The following is a 19,266-nucleotide window of genomic DNA, read 5'->3' as shown; positions in this document are numbered from 1 at the left end:
GCACCGGTCGAAGAACGGCCAGAGGCCTTGCGGGGTGAACGCTGCGCAGTCACGACGGCATCTCCCTCGTGGGCGTGGCACCACGCCCGCACTCGCTGGGCCGGGCACCTCCCTGGCTAACCGCTCCTTCTGACGCCTTCGACGTCAGTCGGCACGGCCGCGAGGGCCGGGTGCCGGCCCCCTCGTGCATCCACTGGGCGGCTCAGCCGCCCTGTCGACAACCGCCACGACCAGGGCCTCCCGCGAGAGTCCGCATGGGACGCGAACCCTCACTTTCGGAAGGTACCTGCGTCCGGCCGATCGCGCAGGCAGCCACCACGGTGATTCGCCAAACCGTCATCTCACTGTCGGTCGCGTGACATCAACGCCTCGTCACCATCACCCTGGGTAGTGATGATCTCCATTCAGGGACGCTCGTTGACGCGACCCGGATGGATTAACGCGACAGAGGGCGTTCACCTGATGGAAGCGAAGGTTCTACCACGCTTGGTAGCGGGTCGCATTTTGTGCCCGAGACAGAGAACCGGACCGAGTGAAATGAACCTTTTTCGGCTCACACAATGGGCTTACCAGACGGTCACAGAGCTTGAATAGCGAGTAATTTTCTCACTGCGGGACACCCCCACCGGAATCGGTGCCCCCGACCCCCTGAATATCTCTACCTAGGAGTGCGAAGTGCTGAAGAAGGCTGGTTTCGTTTCCGCCGTCGCCGCGGGCATCATGATGGTCGGCGGGACCGCGTTCGCCGCCACCGGCGACACCACCGGCACCCCGGACCCGACGTTCGGCGACGCCTACAACACGTTCATCGAGGGCGGTGGCGCGCTGGGCTACGGCGCTGCCTCGCTGGTCGCCGGTGCCTACACGGGTGTCGTCCTGACCCCGTCGCTGCTGGCCCACTCGCTGGAGCACCACCACCACTGATCTTCAGTGTGGACGTCGAAGGCCCCGGAGTGCACGCCGGGGCCTTCGTCTTGCGCGGGTCAGGAACCGAAGCGCCGATGCCGCCACGCGTAATCGCGCATGGCGCGCAGGAAATCGACCCGGCGAAATGCGGGCCAATAAGCTTCGGTGAACCAGAATTCCGAATGCGCCGATTGCCAGAGCAGAAATCCGGAAAGCCGCTGCTCACCCGAGGTGCGGATAATAAGATCCGGATCCGGCTGGCCCGAGGTGTACATGTGTTCGGAGATGTGGTCGACGTCCAGGATCTTCGCGAGTTCGCGGATCGAGGTCCCCTCGTCGGCGTGCTGGAGTAGCAGTTTGCGGACCGCGTCGGCGATCTCCTGGCGTCCTCCGTAACCGACCGCGACGTTGACCTCCATCCCGGAACGCCCCTCGGTGCGTTCCGCGGCCGCGCTGAGGGCCTTCGCGACCTCCGGCGGCAGCAGGTCAAGGGCTCCCACGATGCGGAGCCGCCAGGGCGTCTGCGGCGCGGCGAGCTCGTCGGTGACGTCGGTGATGATCTTCAGCAACGGGCTCAGTTCCTCGGCCGCGCGGCCGAGGTTGTCGGTCGAGAGCAGCCACATGGTGACGACCTCGACATCGGCCTCGTTGCACCAGCTCAGGAAGTCCGCGATCTTCTTGGCGCCGGCGCGATGGCCGTCGGCGACGTCGGTGAAGCCCGCTTCGCGCGCCCAGCGGCGGTTCCCGTCCAGCATGATGGCGATGTGGCGTGGATGGCGCCCCTTGGCCTGCTGGATCAGGCGCCTGCCGTAGGCGCTGTACACGACGTCTGACAAGAAGGACCGAAGACTCACGCCAGTGGAGACTAGTCACCCCGCGAGCCCCAGTGGGACGCGCCACGGACACTGGTAAAAAACCTACGGTGCCGTAACCTGGCTGAGTGAGCGTAGAGACCGAACCCCAGCCGTCCGGCCCCACGCCCTTGGTGGACACGCGTCCTCGCCTTCGGGGCCACCTCCACTTCTGGTCCTTCTTCGGCGCTGTCGCCGGAGCCGCGGCCCTCATCAGCCTCGCGGCGTCCACTGTGTCGCCTATAGCCGCTTTATCCACTTCGGTCTACGGCCTGACCGTGCTCGGCGTCTTCGGCGTCAGCGCGCTCTACCACCGTCGCTTGTGGAGCCCACGAGCATACGAATGGATGAAGCGCGCCGACCATTCGATGATCTTCCTGTTCATCGCGGGCACTTACACGCCGTTCACCCTTCTGGCGATGTCCCAGCCGACCGGGTACATCGTGCTGGCCATCGTCTGGGGCGGCGCGATCGGCGGCGTCACCCTGAAGATGCTGTGGCCGAACGCGCCCCGCTGGCTCGGCGTGCCGATCTACATCGCACTGGGCTGGGTCGCCGTCTTCGTCCTGCCCGAACTGGGCGCGCACGCCGGCGTCGCGGCACTCGTGCTGCTCTGCGTGGGCGGCCTGTTCTACACGCTGGGCGCGGTGTTCTACGCCGTCAAGTGGCCGAACCACTTCCCGGACACCTTCGGGTATCACGAGTACTTCCACGCGTGCACGGTGCTGGCCGCGGTCTCGCACTACATCGCGATCTGGCTGGCGATGTACGCCTAGCAGGGCTTTTACCAAGTACATGAAGGCCCCCTTCCTTGCGCTAGGCGCAAGGAAGGGGGCCTTCATGTACTTCAGAGGGGTACGAAGCCGGTGACCTGGACGGACACACGCGTGTTCCCTCTGGCACAAGAAAGTGCCTTCTTCCGGCGCCCCGGAACCCCGGTCATGATCACCACCATGACCAAGAACGTTCCACCCCGCGCCCTCGACGACGCGGCCCTCAGCGCCTTCATCGCCGAGCACACCTTCGGCGCCCTCGCGACCCTCAAGCGCGACGGCCGCCCGCACCTCTCCACGGTCGTCTACACCTGGGACCCCGAGACCCGGGAGATCCGGGTCAGCACGACCGAAGACCGCCTCAAGGTCAAGCAGCTCCGTAACAACCCCACCGCTTCGCTCTACGTCTCCAGCGCCGACCACTGGAAATTCGCGGTCGTGGAAGGAAAAACGGAACTCTCCGAAGTCACGCGAACACCCGAAGGCGAGCGAAGGCTCTACATCACCCTTAAAGCCGAGAAACTCTATGGAACAGCCCTCGACATCGCTTAACGTACCCACCTGGAAAAGGCCAGGTGAGGAGTCGTCCGATGTGGGAGAAGCGGATGGAGTGGCCGCTCAACGCCGCCGCCATGCTGTTCCTGGCCGCCTACGCCTGGCCGATCCTGCAACCCTCGCTGGGGCAGACCGGCCGGGTCTGGTGCGAGGTCGTCACCTGGGTCGCCTGGGCGGTCTTCGCCCTGGACTACGGCGTCCGCCTCAAGCACGCCGAGGACAAACAGGCCTTCCTCAAGAGCAACATCTTCGACCTGGTGATCATCGTGCTCCCGCTGATCCGGCAGCTGCGGCTGCTCCGGCTGGTCACGGTGCTCAACGTCCTCAACCGCAACGCCGGCCTGTCGCTGCGCGGCCGCGTCGTGGTCTACACGGTGGGCGCGACGGCGCTGATCGTGTTCTGTTCGGCGCTCGCCGTGCTCGACGCCGAACGCACTCAGCCGGACGCGCCGATCACCGACTTCCCGGACGCGGTGTGGTGGTCCATCACGACGATCACCACGGTCGGCTACGGCGATCGCTACCCCATCAGCGGCACCGGCCGCGTCGTCGCGGTCGGGCTGATGGTGGCCGGGATCGCGCTGCTCGGTGTGGTCACCGCGACCCTGGCGTCGTGGCTGATCCGCCGGGTGACCGAGGCCGACGAGAACGCGCAGGCCGTCACCCGCGAGCATCTCGACGAGCTGACCCGCGAGGTCAAGGCGTTGCGGGCCGAGCTCGCCGAGCAGCGCGCCGGGGTCAGTCCCGAAGCATCGGAGCCGCTAGGTACTGCTCGGGGATAGCGAAGGCGTCGACGAGGGTGCGCGCGTGCGGGCGCAGGTCGGCGCACAACGCGTTCACCGCGGCGGTGACGGCCTTCGAGCGGCCGGAGGTCAGGCGCCCGTGTTCGAGGAACCAGCCCCGGTCCGCCTCGATGTTCGCGAGCGCGTAGAGGTCGCAGACCCGCTCCAGCAGCTCGCGAGCCTCAGCATCGGCACAGCGCTCGATGGCGCCGATGAACGCCTCCAGCACCACCCTGTCGACGTGTACTCGCCCGGCGCGCAGCACGTGATCCTGCGCGTCGTTGAAGACACCGAAGGGATCCGAAGCGGCCTTACGCAGACGCTGCGCGACCCCGCCGAGTACGTGCTCTTCGCGGTCTTCGAACAGCTTCAGATGCCATTCGCGCGAGTACAGCACGTCGCTGTCGTCGGCGTCGGTGAGCCGCTCGACGACCTTGCGCGCGGACGTCCGTTCGATCACGGCCTCGACGAACTGCTCCGCCACGAACCGCGCGGTCGCGAGCGGGCTCAGGTCCTCGAAATGGTCCTTGTAGCTGGTCAGCAGGCCCTTCGCGACCAGCTGCAACAGCACGGTGTTGTCACCCTCGAAGGTGGTGAAGACGTCCGTGTCGGCTTTCAGCCCGGCGAGCAGGTTCTCCGACAGATAGCCGGAGCCGCCGCACGCCTCACGAGCGGCCTGGATGGTCGCCGTCGCGTGCCAGGTCGAGACGGCCTTGATCCCGGCCGCGCGCGACTCCAGCTCCCGCTGCTCCTCCTCCGGCGCGTCCTCGGCGATGTCGTTCAGCGTCGCGACGAGGGCTTCCTGCGCGAAGTGCAGCGCGTACGACGTCGCCAGCGCGGGCAGCAGTTTCCGTTGGTGCGCGCGATAGTCGAGGATCACGACCTCGTCGCCGTCCGGCCGCGCGAACTGACGACGCTGCTCGCCGTATCGGACGGCCAGCGCCAGCGCGCGTTTCGTCGCGCTGCCGGCGCTGCCCGCGACGCTGACCCGGCCGCGGATGAGCGTGCCCAGCATCGTGAAGAACCGGCGGCCGTCGCTCTCGATCGGGCTCGTGTACGTCCCGTCCTCGGCGACGTCACCGAACCGGTTGAGCAGCGCCTCGCGCGGAACCCTCACCTGGGTGAAGGTGAGCCGCCCGTTGTCGACGCCGTTGAGACCCGCCTTGCGGCCGCAGTCCTCGATCTCGACGCCGTTCGCGTGCTCGCCGCGGATCGGCACCACGAACGCGTGCACGCCGCGCGACTCCCCGCCGGTGATCAGCTGCGCGAACACCACCGCGAGTTCGCCGTCGCGGGCGGCGTTGCCGATGTACTCCTTCATCGCGCCCCGGTCCGGTGTGTGCACGACGAACTCGCGCGTGGCCGGATCGTAGGTCGCGGTGGTGCGCAGGTGCTGGACGTCCGAGCCGTGACCGTGCTCGGTCATCGCGAAACAGCCCAGCAGGTCCAGGTCCTTGATCTCGCGCAGGTAGCGCTCGTGGTGGCGTTCGGTGCCGAGCAACTGCACCGCGCCGCCGAACAGGCCCCATTGGACACCGGCCTTGACCATCAGCGAGAGGTCGCCGAAGCCCAGCATCTCGAACGACATCACCGAGCCGCCGACGTCGCCGCCCCCGCCGTACGCCGGGTCGAAACCGAGACCCGGGCGGTCGGTTTCGGCGAGCTTGCGCAACCACTCGAGCACCTGGGCGCGGTGCGCTTCGACGTCGAGATCGACGGGATCCTTGAAGTCCTCCGCCGCCATCTGCGCGCGCACCGCGCGGCGAAGCCCGGCCCACCGTCCATCGAGGACGGTGGTCAGCGCGTCCGGGTCGATCTTCGCGGGAAGTCCTGGTGTGTCCACGATTCCTCCGATGCGGTGCGTTCTGACCTCAGCCTGCCGCACCGCATCGGCGGACGCAGCACGAATCAGACCGGCTTCCCGTTGATCGTCGTGTTCACGAACCGCAGGTCGTCGACGTGGTCCAGGGTGTTCTCCGTGCTAGCGACGCCGTCGAAGCGGCAATCGCTCACCCGCAGGCCCCGAACGTGTGAGTTGGGCAACCCCCGGACGTCGAACGCCGCCTGCCCGCATTTCGTGCTCGCGGAGTCGCTGATGGTGAACGGCCCGAACCGCGGGACGTACGCGCCGGTCTGACCGTTGTAATCCGGCAGGACGTACGCGAACGAGCGGGCGAACGTGCCGGAGACTCTGTCGAGATTGACGTTCTCGGTGAACCCGCCGCGCAGGGTGTTCGACTTGACGTACAGCGCGTACTTCGTCTCGCCGGTGACCGTGAGCTTGTACGCGTAGACGTCGCTGATGCCGCCGGTCTGCTCGCTCCCGCAGGTGATCGCGCCCCAGTTGCCGTCCATCACGCAGTTCGCGACGACGATGTTCCGGCACGGCACCCCGACCCGGCGCCCGTCGGCGTCCCTGCCCGCTTTGAGCGCGATGTTGTCGTCGTGCGCGCCGAGGTGGGAGTTCACGATCACGACGTGGTCGCAGGACTCGGGGTCACACGCGTCGGTGTTGGAGTGCGCGGTGCTCGCGTCCGTGCGGACGCCGTCGATCGTGACGTTGCGGCACAGCGTGGGGTGCAGCTGCCAGAACACCGGGTTCTTCAGTGTGACGCCCTGGATGAGCACGGTGTCGCACGCGTACGGCTCGACGAACGTGGACCGCATGGCGTGCCCGGAGCCGGGAACGATCCGTTTCTCCGGCGGGACTCCCTTGGCCACCAGGGATTCCAGGTACTCGCGGTCCTTGCCCTTGTTCCAGGAAGCCGTATCAGCGGCGTCGAGCGTGCCCCGCCCGGTCACCGCGATGTCGGATTCCTTGTACGCGTAGATCATCGGCGACCGGTTGACGCACTCGATGCCCTCGTAGCGGGTGAGCACGTTCGGGAACTTCGAGGCGTCGGAGCCGAACTTGAGCACCGCGCCCGCGTCGAGGTGCAGGTCCACGTTGCTCTTGAGGTACACCGCGCCGGTGACGAAGGTGCCTTTCGGCACGACGACGTGGCCGCCGCCACGCGCGTTGGCCGTCTCGATCGTCTTCTTGATCGCGGCCGAGTTATCGGTCTTCCCGTCGCCTTTGGCGCCGAAATCGAGCACGGAGAACGTCCGGTCCGGGAAGACCGGACGTTTCGTCCGCGCGACGATGTCGTTGGCGGCGGGCCAGGGAAGGACCGGGGCCGCCGAGGCGGTGGGCGCGAGCAAGGGGCTCGCGGCCACCACGAGACCGCCCTTGATCAGCCAACGCCGGGAGAATCTGCCGTCCATGACGCCTTCTTTCGCAAGAGGACTTCGGTGAAGACGGCGGAATCCCGACTCTAGGTGGGGCCCCTGGTGTCAGGAAAGGTCCGGTCCCTGTGAGCGGAGATCGTCGACCTTGGTCATCGCCTCCCGGAGTTCGGCGAGCCAGGTGTCCGCGTGCTCGCCGACCAGCCGGACGGCCCAGGCCAGCGCCTCCGACCGCGACCGCGCGACACCGGCGTCGACGAGGGTGTCGAGGACCAGGCGTTCGGGCTGCCGCAGCCTGGTCATGACCGGCGCCGAATGCGTGGTGAACAGGTGCCGCGTGCCGCCGAGGCTCGCGCCCCAGGCGACCTTGCGCTGATACCGGTGCTCGGCCTGGCGCGCGATCTCGATCCGCTCGTCGCGGGTCTCCTCGCGGAACCGGCTGATCCGGCCGTCCTCGGCCGCCGCACGAGCGGCGTCGTCGGCGTATTCGCCGCCGAGCGGCTGGAGCTCGCCGACGATGACGATCTCTTCGCGATCCACCGTGACCTCGGGGTCCCCGGTGAACCAGCCCTCCGGCAACCGCCCGCCGAACCACGCCGCCGCGTCGTCCGCCGACGGGATCTCCGCCTGCTGCCAGCCGCCCCGGCCCTTCCAGCCACCGCGTCCCATATGTCTCGCCGTCCTGAAGTAGGTGTGCATGCTCGCCTCCGCGATTACATGATTACAACGCTACCGACGCTACGCGCGCAATGATTGGAAGTCAGGCGTGTTCTCCCCCGGCGAAACCCCATGACCTGCGTGGACACCTTCGGTACAGCGGGTCGTGAGTGTTTTGTGTCGTTAGAACGACCCAAAACACTCACGACTACCCGGCCCTGAGCTGCGCGCGCAGGTCCTCCGCCGTCGTGACCGGCCGCTCGCACACGTACCCCCGGCACACGTAAGCGGCGGCGGCGCCCTCGACCAGCGGCCGGCCGGCGAGCAGCGGCACGCCGTCCGCGTCGGGAGCCCCGCTCACGACGACGGCGCCGTCCGGCAGCGAAGCGACGGCCGCGGCGAGCAGATCCGCACGAGAAGCGGCGTCCGGCCCGGCGACGGCCACCTGGACCGGGCCGGCGGCCGCGGCTTCGGCGACCGTCAGCCAGTGCCCGGCGAACCGCGGCGCGTGGGCGGCGAGCCGTCCCGCGCGCGCCAGCGCCTGCTCGGCCGCCTCGCGATAGCGGCCCACCTGGTCGTGCCCGGCGAGCACGGAGGCGGTCAGCAACGCGTTCGCCAGCGCCGAAGCCCCCGACGGGCTCGCGTTGTCGGTCGGGTCGGACGGCCGCTGCACCAGGACTTCCGCGTCGTCGGCCGTGTCGTAGTAGGCCCCCGGCGACTCCGGGACGTCGAAATGCGCCAAAGCCAGATCCAGCAGGGTGATCGCGTCAGCGAGCCAGCGCGGTTCCCCGGTCACCTGGTGGAGTTCGAGCAGCCCTTCGGCGAGGCACGAGTAGTCCTCCAGCACCCCGGCGGTCGTGCCGACGACGCCGTCGCGCGAGGTCCGGCGCAGCCGTCCGTCGACGAAATGGGTGTCCATCAGGAAAGCCGCGGCGCGGGCGGCCGCTTCGATCCACTGTGGACGATCAAGGCGCGAGCCCGCTTTGGCGAGCGCGCCGATCGCGAGCCCGTTCCACGCGGCGATGACCTTGTCGTCGCGGGCGGGCTGGGGACGTCCGTTCCGCGCGGCCAGCAGCGCGCGACGGACCCGTTCGTAACGCGTTTCGTCCTCTGGATGCGGTTCACGCAGCCGCAGGGTCGACGCGCCGTGCTCGAAGTTGCCCCGCTCGGTCACCTGGAACAGCTCGGCCGCCCAAGCCCCGTCTTCCTCGCCGAGCACCTCGGCGAGCTGCGCGGGAGTCCAGACATAGGTGAGCCCCTCGACGCCGTCGGTGTCCGCGTCGAGCGAAGCGGCGAACCCGCCTTCGGCTGTCCCGAGGTCGCGAAGCAGGAACTCCGCGGTCTCCTCGACCGTCCTCCGCGCGTACTCATACCCGGTCACGCCGTGGAACTGCGCGTAGAAGCGCAGGAGCAAACCGTTGTCGTACAACATCTTTTCGAAGTGCGGCACTTCCCAGCGCGCGTCGACCGAGTAGCGCGCGAAGCCACCGGCGAGCTGGTCGTTGAGCCCGCCGAGCGCCATCGCCTCGGCCGTGTGCTCGACCGACGCGAGATCGGAACCGGTGCGCTCGTGATGGCGGAGCAGGAAGTTCAACGCCATCGTCGGCGGGAACTTCGGCGCTCCCCCGAATCCGCCGCTCTCGGCGTCGTACTCCTTGCCCAATGAAGCGACCGCGGCCGCCATCGCCGCACCGTCCACAACGGACTCGGGAAGCGGGCCGCTCTTCTCCGTGAGATGCGCGATGATCTGCTGAGCGCCGGAACGCAGCTCGTCCGGGCGCTCACCCCAGGCCTCGGCGACCGCGACGAGCAGCTGCGAGAACGACGGCATCCCGGGCCGCGGCGACGGCGGGTAGTAGGTGCCGCAATGGAACGGCTCGCCTTCCGGGGTCAGGAAACACGTCATCGGCCAGCCGCCCTGACCGGTCATCGCCTGCGTGGCCGCCATGTACACCGAGTCGATGTCCGGGCGCTCTTCGCGGTCCACCTTGATGTTGACGAAGTTCGCGTTCATCAACGTCGCGGTGGCTTCGTCCTCGAAGGACTCGTGCGCCATGACATGGCACCAATGGCAGGCCGCGTAGCCGACCGAGAGCAGGATCGGCACGTTCCGTCGTTTCGCCTCGGCCAGCGCTTCCTCGCCCCAAGGCCACCAGTCCACCGGGTTCTCGGCGTGCTGCAGCAGGTACGGACTGGTCGCGGCCTTCAGGCGGTTCGACATGCCTCCAGGGTCCCACGCGGAAAAGCGGGCGCGCGGAACGGCCGTCTGCGCGACACTGACGCGGTGTTGCTGACCATGACGACCACCCGGACGCCCGCCACCGACCTGGGCTTTCTCCTGCACAAACATCCGGAGAAGGCGCAGCCGATCACGCTCTCGGCCGGGACGGCGCACGTCTTCTACCCCGAGGCGTCCGACGAGCGCTGCACCGTCGCGCTGCTGGTCGAGATCGACCCCGTCGACCTCGTGCGCGGCGGCGGGACGTCGTTGACCCAGTACGTCAACGACCGGCCGTACGCGGGTGGCTCGTATCTGGCGGTGGCGCTGCGCGCGGCCTTCACGACGGCGCTGGCTGGCCGGTGCGCGAACCGGCCGGAACTGGTCGACGAAGGCTTCCCGCTGGAGATCCGCGTCCCGTCACTGACCGCGCGCGGCGGCGCCGAGGTCGTCCACAAGCTGTTCGAACCGCTGGGCTGGCAGGTCGAAACGAAGACGATCCCGCTCGATCCCGAATTCCCGCGGTGGGGCGACTCCCGCTACGTCGACCTCCGGCTGACCGGGACCCAGCGCGTCGTCGACGCGTTGCGGCACCTGTACGTCCTGTTGCCCGCTCTCGACGGCGACAAGCACTACTGGATCGGCCAGGACGAGGCCGACAAGCTGCTGCGGGTCGGCGAGGGCTGGCTCGCGGGCCATCCGGAACGGGACCTCATCACGAGCCGGTACCTCGAACGACGTCGTCCGATCGTGTCGTACGCGCTCGCGCAGCTGGCCGAAGCGGACGACGTGCCCGCCGAGACCGAAGCGCTCGTCACCGAACTGCCGGACAGGCCCGAGCCGCTGGCCGTGCAGCGCCACGGGAGTGTGCTCGCGGCGCTCCGGGCGGCCGGCGCGCGGCGTGTGCTCGACCTCGGCTGCGGCGGTGGCGCGCTGCTGCGCGTCCTCCAGAAAGAGCCGTCGTTCACCGAGATCGTCGGTGTCGACGTGTCCGCGAGCGCGCTCGACATCGCGGAGAAGCGCCTCAAAGACAAGTCCCGGATCACGCTGCGGCAGTCGGCGCTGACCTACGCGGATCCTTCGCTGGCCGGATACGACGCGGCCGTGCTGATGGAGGTGATCGAGCACGTCGACGAGGAGCGTCTGCCCGCGCTGGAGCACGCCGTGTTCGGCGTCGCCGCACCGCGGACGGTGCTCGTCACGACGCCGAACGCCGAGTACAACCGGCACTTCGAATTCCTCGAAGACGGCAAGTTCCGGCACGCCGACCACCGTTTCGAATGGACGCGCGAGCAGTTCCGCTCATGGGCCGAGGGGGTCGCGTCCCGGCGCGGCTACGACGTCCGCCACCTGCCGGTGGGACAGGAGTCCCAGGAATCAGGACCGCCGACCCAAATGGCGGTCTTCACGTCTCGAAAGGAGGCCGTGGCATGAAACTGACCATTCCCGACATGTCCCTCGTCGTGCTCGTCGGCGCCTCCGGCTCCGGCAAATCGACCTTCGCGCGGACGCATTTCGCGCCGACCCAGGTGCTGTCCAGCGACTACTTCCGCGGCCTGGTGGCCGACGACGAGAACGACCAGAGCGCGTCGGCCGCCGCTTTCGACGTGCTCCACTACGTCGCGGCGAAGCGGCTCGAAGCGGGCCGGATCACGGTGATCGACGCGACGAACGTCCAACGTTCTTCCCGCGCGAGCCTGCTGAAGCTGGCGAGGGAGCACGACGTCATGCCGACGGCGATCGTGCTGGACCTGCCGGTGAAGGTCTGCCACGAACGCAACGAATCCCGGCCGGACCGCGACTTCGGCGAGCACGTCGTCCGCCGTCAGCGCGGCGAACTGCACCGCTCGCTGAAGTCGTTGGAGCGCGAGGGTTTCCGCCGCGTGCACGTGCTGCGCAGCGTCGCCGAGGTCGCCGAAGCGGAGATCGTCGTCGAGCCACTGCGCAACGACCGTCGCGAGCTGACCGGACCGTTCGACGTCATCGGTGACGTCCACGGCTGCCGCGAGGAACTGGACCAGTTGCTCACCGAACTGGGATACGTCGACGGCGTGCACCCGGAGGGACGGACCGCCGTGTTCGTCGGCGACCTCGTCGACCGCGGCCCCGACACGCCGGGCGTGCTGCGCCGCGTGATGGCCATGGCCGAGGCGGGCAGCGCGCTCGTCGTCTGCGGCAACCACGAACAGAAACTGGTCCGCGCACTGAACGGGCGCAACGTCAAGGTGGCGCACGGCCTCGCGGAGTCACTGGAGCAGCTTTCGGCACAGGACGACGACTTCCGCGCCAAGGCGCGAGAATTCTGTGACGGGCTCATCGCGCACTACGTCCTCGACGGTGGCAAGCTCGTCGTCGCGCACGCCGGTCTGCCCGAGAAGTTCCACGGGCGCGCGTCCGGCCGGGTGCGGAGCACCGCGCTCTACGGCGACACCACCGGCGAGACCGACGAGTACGGCCTTCCGGTGCGGCTGCCGTGGGCGCGTGACTACCGCGGTACCGCGATGGTCCTCTATGGACACACGCCGACGCTGGAACCGGAGTGGATCAACGGGACCATGTGTCTCGACACGGGCTGCGTCTTCGGCGGCAAGCTGACCGCTTTGCGTTACCCGGAGCGGGAAGTCGTCTCGGTGAAGGCGAAGAAGGTCTGGTACGAACCGGCGCGCCCGCTCGAACCCGGGCGGTCATTGGGCGGACGCGAACCCGCGGTGCTGGAGCTGGGCGACGTCACCGGGAAGCGGATCGTCGAGACCCGCCACCACGGCCGGGTCGGGGTGTCCGCCGAGCAGTCGGCCGCCGCGTTGGAGGTGATGAGCCGCTTCGCCGTCGACCCGCGCTGGCTGCCGTACCTGCCGCCGACCATGGCGCCGTGTTCGACGTCGGCCCTGGACGATTACCTCGAACACCCCGAGGAGGCCTTCGCCGAGTTCCGCGCGGCGGGAGTCGATCACGTGGTCTGCGAAGAGAAGCACATGGGATCGCGGGCCGTCGTGCTCGTGTGCCGTGACGACGACGTAGCTTCCGCGCGGTTCGGGATCCGAGGACCCGGCGCGGTCTACACCCGTACCGGGCGGCCGTTCTTCGCTCCGGAACAGAACGTGCGGCTGCTCGCCGGCGTCCGGGAGGCGTCGGCCGGGCTGTTCGAGGAACTGGACACCGGCTGGCTGCTGCTCGACGCGGAGTTGCTGCCATGGAGCGCGAAGGCGGGGTCCCTGATCTCGGGCCAGTACGCGGCCGTGGGCGCGGCCGCCCAGTCCGTGCTGCCCGCCGCCGTCGCTTCACTGGACCGGGCCGCCGCTCGCGGGATCGACGTGTCGGAACTCCTGACGCGGACGCGAACCCGTGAGTCCACTGTGGACGCGTACCGGCAGGCGTACCGGCGCTACTGCTGGCCGACCGACGGCCTCGATGGCGTCCGGCTGGCGCCGTTCCAGATTCTGGCGTCGGAAGGGCACGCGTACCACGACCGCCCGCACGAATGGCACCTCTCGCGGCTGGACCGGCTCACCGGCGACCTGTTCACCCGGACGCGGACACTCGCCGTCGACACCACCGACCCGGCGTCGGTGGCTCGCGGCGTCGAATGGTGGCTGGACCTGACCGGCGCGGGCGGCGAGGGCATGGTCGTCAAACCGGCGGCGAACCTGACGCGCGGCGCGCGCGGGCTGGCGCAACCGGGCGTGAAGGTGCGCGGGCGGGAGTACCTGCGGATCATCTACGGGCCCGACTACACGCTGCCGGAGAACCTCGAACGGCTGCGCAAGCGCGGGCTGAACCGGAAGCGGGCACTGGCGTTACGTGAGTACGCGCTGGGGCTGGAAGCACTGGAGCGGCTGGCTCGCGGGGAAGCACTGTGGCGGGTGCACGAGTGCGTGTTCGCGGTGCTGGCGCTGGAGTCGGATCCGGTCGACCCGCGCCTCTGACCCGCTTCCGTTGAATCCCAAGCCCGGTCCGTGAAGGACTCCTTGAGGGACCCAGAGTCCCTCAAGGAGTCCTTCACGGACTCGACGGTCGCGCGGGTGTCAGTCGGATTTGGCGACCGGCTTCTCCGCCTTCTCGACGGGCTCAGCGGGTTTCTCCTCGCCCGCCTTCTCCTCAGCGGGCGCCTCCAAAGAAGCGGCGGGTTCGTCGAAACTCTCCGGCAGCTTCTTCAGGTGCTTGGTCATCGACCGCACCAGCAGCGCGACGGCGATCAAGAACAGGATCAGGATCAGGAAACCCACCGGCGACGACTTGCCGAAGTCCTCACCTTGGCCGCCGTTGTCGCCGTTGCCGGGCTGCTGCGCCAGGAACTGCGACGACACCGTCACCGGGACGACGGCGAACGCCGGCACCACGAAACTCATCTAACCCTCCTTCAAACCGGCGAACAGATCGTCCTCCGGCAGGGTGCTGTCCACCAGTGAGCGGACCAGCTCGTACTCCTCGGTCGGCCAGACCTCGCGCTGCAGATCGCGCGGGACGGCGAACCAGCGGCTGTCCGGGTCGATCTGGGTGGCGTGCGCCTTGAGCGCCTCGTCACGCTGTTCGAAGTAGTCGCCGCATTCGACGCGGGTGGTCACCCGCTCCATGACGTCGGCCTTGTCCGGGTCCCACGACTTGAGCCACTCCTCGTACGGCGACTCCAGGCCGCGCGCGATCAGACCCTCGTGGAAGACGGTCATCCTGGCGCGCGAGAACCCGTGCACGTAGTACAGCTTCATCGGCTGCCACGGCTCGCCCGCGTCCGGGTAGCGCCCCGCCTCGCCGGCGGCGTCGAAGGCCGCGACCGAGATCTCGTGCGTGCGGATGTGGTCGGGGTGCGGGTACCCGCCGTTCTCGTCGTAGGTGACGATCACGTGCGGGCGGAACTCGCGGATGACCTTCACCAGCGCGCCGGTGGACTCCTCGAGCGGGATGACCGCGAACGAGCCCTCCGGGACCGGGGGCAGCGGGTCGCCCTCGGGCAGGCCCGAGTCGACGAACCCGAGCCAGGTGTGGCTCACGCCGAGGATCTTGGCCGCGCGGGCCATCTCCTCCCGGCGGATCTCGGTCATGTTGGCGAGCACTTCGGGACGGTCCATGGCCGGGTTCAGCACACTGCCCGCTTCGCCACCGGTACAGGTCACGACCATGACCTCGTGTCCTTCGGCGGCGTACTTCGCCATGGTTGCCGCGCCCTTGCTCGACTCGTCGTCGGGGTGCGCGTGCACCGCCATCAGGCGGAGGCGTGACTTCGGCGGTTCATTGGCTAGCACCATGCTCCGAACGTCCCCTTCTCGTTCCCTATTCCCCTGCCACCCTGCCTGACGGCCCGCCCGGCCGGGCGCGGATACTCGAGGGGAACCACTCGCATACGACCCCATTGTCCCTGCGAGCACGACGACACCAACCGGGAGGCCCGGGTTGAGCACGGGACAGGACGCTCCCACCGCGGAAAGCACCCGGACGGACGTGCCCGAGGACAGGTACGGGAAGACCCGCGCCGCGAAGCCCGCCCGCTGGCGACGCGTGGTGTTCGGGGCGATCGCCCTGCTGGTCAGCGGCGGCCTCGCCTACGCCATGTACCTGAACTTCGGCAGCGCGCCCATCGACGGCGAACGCGTCTCGTTCGCCGAGAAGCCGGGCGACGCGATGGAGATCACCATCAACGTGACCAGGGACGATGTGAACCGTCCCGGCGTGTGCGTCGTCCGCGTCCGCGACAAGGCGGGCGCGGAAAGCGGCCGTAAAGAGGTCCTTGTTCAACCTGGTTCGAAGAACAGCAGGGTGACTACCACCATCAAGAGCATCGGAAAGCCGGTCACGGCTGATATCTTCGGATGCTCATACGACGTACCACGGTACCTGTCAAGGCCATAGCGGCCAACGGGGTGAAACAGGCGCCCAACGCCGAGGCGCGACCGAATTCCTCCGGCGGCGATGCCTCGCGCCGTGTTACTCTGATCTACCGGCACGGCCCAAGACGGGCCGTGTTTTTCCTTTATCTCAGCCAGGCCGGCGCGCCATGTCGGCCTGGTGGCCGGCTTGTACACCCAAGCCTGGCAGGCCCTACTAGGAGATGGTGACCGTGAGCGACACAAAGGTGACCTGGCTGACCCAGGATGCCTACGACAGGCTCAAGCAGGAACTCGACCACTACATCGAGCTCCGCCCGGTCATCGCTGCGAAGATCAATGACAGCCGGGAAGAGGGCGACCTCAAGGAGAACGGCGGCTACCACGCCGCCCGTGAGGAACAGGGCCAGCACGAGGCCCGGATCCGCCACCTCCAGGAACTCCTCCGTTCGGCCAAGGTGGGCGAGCCGCCCGCCAACGACGGCAGCGCGGGACCGGGCAAGGTCCTCACCGTGCGTTACGACGGTGACGACGAGGACGAGAACTTCCTCTTGGCGACTCGCGAAGAGGGCACCGAGGGCGACCTGGACGTCTACTCGCCGGAGTCCCCCCTCGGCAAGGCGCTGCTCGGCGCCAAGGAGGGCGAGACCCGTGAGTACGAGCTGCCCAACGGCAGCATCCAGAAGGTGACTCTCGTCAAGGCCGTGCCCTACACCGGCAAGTGAGTTCTCCGCGCGCCCGGCCCGGCCCGATATGGCCGGGCGCGCATATGAGCCGTTAGCGTGACCTCCGGAGAATTCTGGAGGGAAACGATGAGCGAGCTACCGATCTGCGTCGCCTGCGGCATGCAGTACGCGGAACCCCGGTCCGACTGCCCGATCTGCGAGGACGAACGTCAGTACGTCCCGCCGGCCGGGCAACAGTGGACCGATCTGAACACCGTCCGCGCGAGCGGGACGTACACGGCTCGCATCGAGGAACAGGGACCCGGTCTCGTCGGAGTCGGGTCCACCCCCAACTTCGCCATCGGCGAGCGGGCGCTGCTGGTCAAGGCCGAATCCGGCAACTTCCTGTGGGACTGCGCGGGCTTCATCGACGACGACCTGGTCGCCAAGGTCCGCGAACTCGGCGGCATCACCGGCATCGCGATCAGCCATCCGCACTACTACACCACCATGGTCGAGTGGGCCCACACCTTCGACGTGCCCGTCTATCTGCACGAGGGCGACCAGCAGTGGATCGGCAGGCCGGATCCGGCGCTCAAGCTGTGGAGCGGAGCGACCCTCGACGTCGCCCCTGACCTGCGGCTGATCAACCTCGGCGTGCACTTCGCCGGCGGGACCGTGCTGCACTGGCCGGGCGGGGAGAACGGCCGCGGCGCGGTGCTTTCGGGCGACATCCTGCAGGTCATCCCGGACCGGCGCTTCGTCGGCATGATGTACAGCTACCCGAACCTGATCCCGGAGCGGCCGGAGATCGTCCGCCGCGCGGCCGAGATGCTCGAACCGTACGAGTTCGAGGCGATCTACGGCGCCTGGTGGGACGCCATCATCCGCACCGACGGGCACGAGGCCGTCCAGCGGTCGGCGAAGCGGTACCTGGCCCAGGTGGGCTAACTCCTCGCCAGCCGTTCCAGCAGCGGCCGTACGCGCGGCGGAACCGGCGTCGACAACGCGATCGACGTCGACGTCCGCCGCACGTACGGCGCGCCGACCACCTCGTCCACCACCCGCTGCAGGTCGTCGTTGTTGCGCGCCACCATGCGCACGAAGAGGTCGCCCTGCCCGGTCGTCGCGTGGACCTCGCACACCTCGTCGATGGCGGACAGCGCCTCCGCGACCTCGGCCCGGCGGCCCTGCGCGATCTCCAGGACGGCGAACGCGGTGAGGCCGTATCCCATCGCCGCGAGGTCGAGTTCGGGCGGGAACCCGCCGAGGATCCCGCGTTCGGTCAGCCGGTCCAGCCGGGCCTGCACGGTGCCCCGCGCGACCCCGAGCCGGCGCGCGCATTCGAGCACGCCGAGCCGGGGCGAGTCGGTGAGCAACAGCAGCAGCCGCGCGTCCAGTTCGTCGAGCGAGTCCGACATCGTGCCTACCTCCTACGCAGGTTGCCCACTTTGACTGCGCCACCTGCCCTCTCACTGGGCATAGTGCGCAGCGAAATCTTTGACCATTGCACATTTTGTCACGCCCTCGGATGCTTCAGGGCATGACGCACACAGTGGAACCCCAGGGTGCTCTTGACGACGTGAGCTACGACCAGCTGCGTCAGCTCGTCGGCCTCGTCGACCACGACTCTTCGACCGACCCCTTCCCGGTGAAGTCGATGGACGCGGTGGTGTTCATCGCGGGCAACGCCACGCAGACGGCCTGGTTCTACCAGGTCGCGTTCGGCATGCAGCTCATCGCGTACTCGGGTCCGGAGACCGGGAACTTCGAGCGCAAGTCGTTCGTGCTGAAGTCGGGCTCGGCCCGCTTCGTGATCATCGGGGGCGTCAAGCCCGACTCCGAGCTGCTCGACCACCACCGCCGTCACGGCGACGGCGTCATCGACCTCGCCCTCGAGGTCGCCGACGTCGACAAGTGCATCGCCCACGCCCGCGCGCAGGGCGCCACCGTCCTCGAAGAGCCGCACGACGTCTCCGACGAGCACGGCACCGTCCGGATCGCCGCGATCGCGACCTACGGCGAGACCCGCCACACGCTGATCGACCGGTCGAAGTACACCGGTGTCTACCTGCCCGGCTACGAGCCGCGCGAGAGCAAGATCGTCCGCCCCGAGGGCGCGCCGAAGCGCCTGTTCCAGGCTGTCGACCACTGTGTCGGCAACGTCGAACTCGGCAAGATGGACTACTGGGTCGACTGGTACCACCGCGTCATGGGCTTCGTGAACATGGCGGAGTTCGTCGGCGACGACATCGCGACCGAGTACTCGGCGCTGATGAGCAAGGTGGTCTCCAACGGCAACCACCGCGTCAAGTTCCCGCTCAACGAGCCGGCGATCGCGAAGAAGAAGTCGCAGATCGACGAGTACCTCGAGTTCTACGGCGGCGCGGGCTGCCAGCACATCGCGCTGGCCACCAACGACATCGTCGCGACGGTGAAGGCGATGCGCGCGGCGGGCGTCGAGTTCCTCGACACCCCGGACTCCTACTACGACGACCCGGAGCTGCGCGCCCGGATCGGCGAGGTCCGGGTGCCGATCGAGAAGCTCAAGGAGCACCGCATCCTGGTCGACCGCGACGAGGACGGCTACCTGCTGCAGATCTTCACCAAGCCGATCGGCGACCGCCCGACGGTGTTCTACGAGCTCATCGAGCGGCACGGTTCGCTCGGCTTCGGCAAGGGCAACTTCAAGGCCCTGTTCGAGGCCATCGAGCGTGAACAGGAACGTCGCGGCAACCTCTGACCCCGGCAGTTCGCAGGGCCGAAAGGGCTCTTCATCGCACTTGGTGCGGCGAAGGGCCCTTTCGCTGCGTGATGG

Annotated in this window: 18 protein-coding genes; 10 read left to right on the top strand and 8 right to left on the bottom strand. The window is 68.3% G+C overall.

Annotated elements, in window-relative coordinates; all coding sequences use genetic code 11:
- The first annotated feature begins 675 nt into the window (after window positions 1–675).
- Window positions 676–924: a hypothetical protein gene (locus B0293_RS26740; protein ID WP_005168170.1), complete on the top strand. Its 249-nt coding sequence runs from the start codon at window positions 676–678 to the stop codon at window positions 922–924.
- Between the two features lie 59 nt (window positions 925–983).
- On the opposite strand, the gene B0293_RS26735 is transcribed toward B0293_RS26740, so the two are convergent.
- Window positions 984–1,760 carry an isoprenyl transferase gene (locus tag B0293_RS26735; protein WP_039920022.1) on the bottom strand — a complete coding sequence of 259 codons (777 nt, stop codon included), beginning with the start codon at window positions 1,758–1,760 and terminating at the stop codon, window positions 984–986.
- Between the two features lie 131 nt (window positions 1,761–1,891).
- Between B0293_RS26735 and trhA the strand changes: the two genes are divergently transcribed.
- From trhA to B0293_RS26720, 3 genes are all read left to right on the top strand, one after another.
- Complete coding sequence (trhA, locus tag B0293_RS26730) at window positions 1,892–2,533, top strand: PAQR family membrane homeostasis protein TrhA (RefSeq protein WP_005168173.1); 642 nt, start codon at window positions 1,892–1,894, stop codon at window positions 2,531–2,533.
- A gap of 177 nt (window positions 2,534–2,710) precedes the next feature.
- Window positions 2,711–3,082, top strand: a complete 372-nt coding sequence (locus B0293_RS26725) for a pyridoxamine 5'-phosphate oxidase family protein (protein ID WP_039920026.1) — start codon at window positions 2,711–2,713, stop codon at window positions 3,080–3,082.
- 38 nt (window positions 3,083–3,120) lie between these two features.
- The gene (locus B0293_RS26720) at window positions 3,121–3,867 is read left to right on the top strand and encodes a potassium channel family protein (RefSeq protein ID WP_005168177.1); all 747 of its coding nucleotides are present in this window, start codon (window positions 3,121–3,123) and stop codon (window positions 3,865–3,867) included.
- On the opposite strand, the gene B0293_RS26715 is transcribed toward B0293_RS26720, so the two are convergent.
- The 4 genes from B0293_RS26715 to B0293_RS26700 form a co-directional block, all read right to left on the bottom strand.
- On the bottom strand, window positions 3,824–5,710 hold the full coding sequence (locus B0293_RS26715) for an acyl-CoA dehydrogenase family protein (RefSeq protein WP_005168178.1): 1,887 nt from the start codon (window positions 5,708–5,710) through the stop codon (window positions 3,824–3,826). The genes B0293_RS26720 and B0293_RS26715 overlap by 44 nt on opposite strands.
- Window positions 5,711–5,775: 65 nt before the next feature.
- The gene (locus B0293_RS26710) at window positions 5,776–7,131 is read right to left on the bottom strand and encodes a glycoside hydrolase family 28 protein (protein ID WP_005168180.1); all 1,356 of its coding nucleotides are present in this window, start codon (window positions 7,129–7,131) and stop codon (window positions 5,776–5,778) included.
- Window positions 7,132–7,200: 69 nt separating this feature from the next.
- Window positions 7,201–7,761 (bottom strand): hypothetical protein, encoded by a 561-nt coding sequence (locus tag B0293_RS26705; RefSeq protein WP_039920024.1) that lies wholly within the window; start codon window positions 7,759–7,761, stop codon window positions 7,201–7,203.
- A gap of 196 nt (window positions 7,762–7,957) precedes the next feature.
- The gene (locus B0293_RS26700; RefSeq protein WP_077241391.1) at window positions 7,958–9,970 is read right to left on the bottom strand and encodes a thioredoxin domain-containing protein; all 2,013 of its coding nucleotides are present in this window, start codon (window positions 9,968–9,970) and stop codon (window positions 7,958–7,960) included.
- Between the two features lie 63 nt (window positions 9,971–10,033).
- Here B0293_RS26700 and B0293_RS26695 point away from each other — a divergent pair, with 63 nt between their 5' ends.
- Together B0293_RS26695 and B0293_RS26690 are read left to right on the top strand one after the other, a co-directional pair.
- Window positions 10,034–11,401, top strand: a complete 1,368-nt coding sequence (locus B0293_RS26695) for a 3' terminal RNA ribose 2'-O-methyltransferase Hen1 (protein ID WP_039919965.1) — start codon at window positions 10,034–10,036, stop codon at window positions 11,399–11,401.
- Window positions 11,398–13,890, top strand: coding sequence for a polynucleotide kinase-phosphatase (locus B0293_RS26690; protein WP_005167932.1), 2,493 nt, complete (start codon window positions 11,398–11,400; stop codon window positions 13,888–13,890). The genes B0293_RS26695 and B0293_RS26690 overlap by 4 nt, the downstream gene beginning before the upstream one ends.
- Before the next feature lie 99 nt (window positions 13,891–13,989).
- Here B0293_RS26690 and B0293_RS26685 read toward each other — a convergent pair whose 3' ends face one another.
- Entirely contained in the window at window positions 13,990–14,313 is a 324-nt protein-coding gene (locus B0293_RS26685) for a hypothetical protein (RefSeq protein ID WP_005167933.1), read from the bottom strand.
- Window positions 14,314–15,207 carry a mycothiol conjugate amidase Mca gene (mca, locus tag B0293_RS26680; protein WP_039919966.1) on the bottom strand — a complete coding sequence of 298 codons (894 nt, stop codon included), beginning with the start codon at window positions 15,205–15,207 and terminating at the stop codon, window positions 14,314–14,316. It abuts the gene before it with no gap.
- A 145-nt stretch (window positions 15,208–15,352) separates the two neighbouring features.
- Here mca and B0293_RS26675 point away from each other — a divergent pair, with 145 nt between their 5' ends.
- From B0293_RS26675 to B0293_RS26665, 3 genes are all read left to right on the top strand, one after another.
- On the top strand, window positions 15,353–15,808 hold the full coding sequence (locus B0293_RS26675) for a DUF4307 domain-containing protein (protein WP_005167935.1): 456 nt from the start codon (window positions 15,353–15,355) through the stop codon (window positions 15,806–15,808).
- Between the two features lie 199 nt (window positions 15,809–16,007).
- Window positions 16,008–16,508: a transcription elongation factor GreA gene (gene greA / locus B0293_RS26670; RefSeq protein ID WP_016337198.1), complete on the top strand. Its 501-nt coding sequence runs from the start codon at window positions 16,008–16,010 to the stop codon at window positions 16,506–16,508.
- Window positions 16,509–16,595: 87 nt separating this feature from the next.
- On the top strand, window positions 16,596–17,399 hold the full coding sequence (locus B0293_RS26665) for an MBL fold metallo-hydrolase (RefSeq protein ID WP_005167938.1): 804 nt from the start codon (window positions 16,596–16,598) through the stop codon (window positions 17,397–17,399).
- Here the strand turns inward: B0293_RS26665 and B0293_RS26660 are convergent.
- Window positions 17,396–17,869, bottom strand: a complete 474-nt coding sequence (locus tag B0293_RS26660) for an Lrp/AsnC family transcriptional regulator (RefSeq protein WP_005167940.1) — start codon at window positions 17,867–17,869, stop codon at window positions 17,396–17,398. The two genes, B0293_RS26665 and B0293_RS26660, sit on opposite strands and share 4 nt — an antisense overlap.
- Before the next feature lie 122 nt (window positions 17,870–17,991).
- Between B0293_RS26660 and hppD the strand changes: the two genes are divergently transcribed.
- Window positions 17,992–19,191 (top strand): 4-hydroxyphenylpyruvate dioxygenase, encoded by a 1,200-nt coding sequence (gene hppD / locus B0293_RS26655; RefSeq protein ID WP_039919970.1) that lies wholly within the window; start codon window positions 17,992–17,994, stop codon window positions 19,189–19,191.
- Window positions 19,192–19,266 lie beyond the last annotated feature (75 nt).

Source organism: Amycolatopsis azurea DSM 43854 (genome assembly GCF_001995215.1).
Taxonomy (GTDB): Bacteria; Actinomycetota; Actinomycetes; order Mycobacteriales; family Pseudonocardiaceae; genus Amycolatopsis; species Amycolatopsis azurea.
The sequence above is the reverse complement of the archived record's forward strand: the minus strand, read 5'-3'. Positions and strand labels throughout refer to the sequence as shown.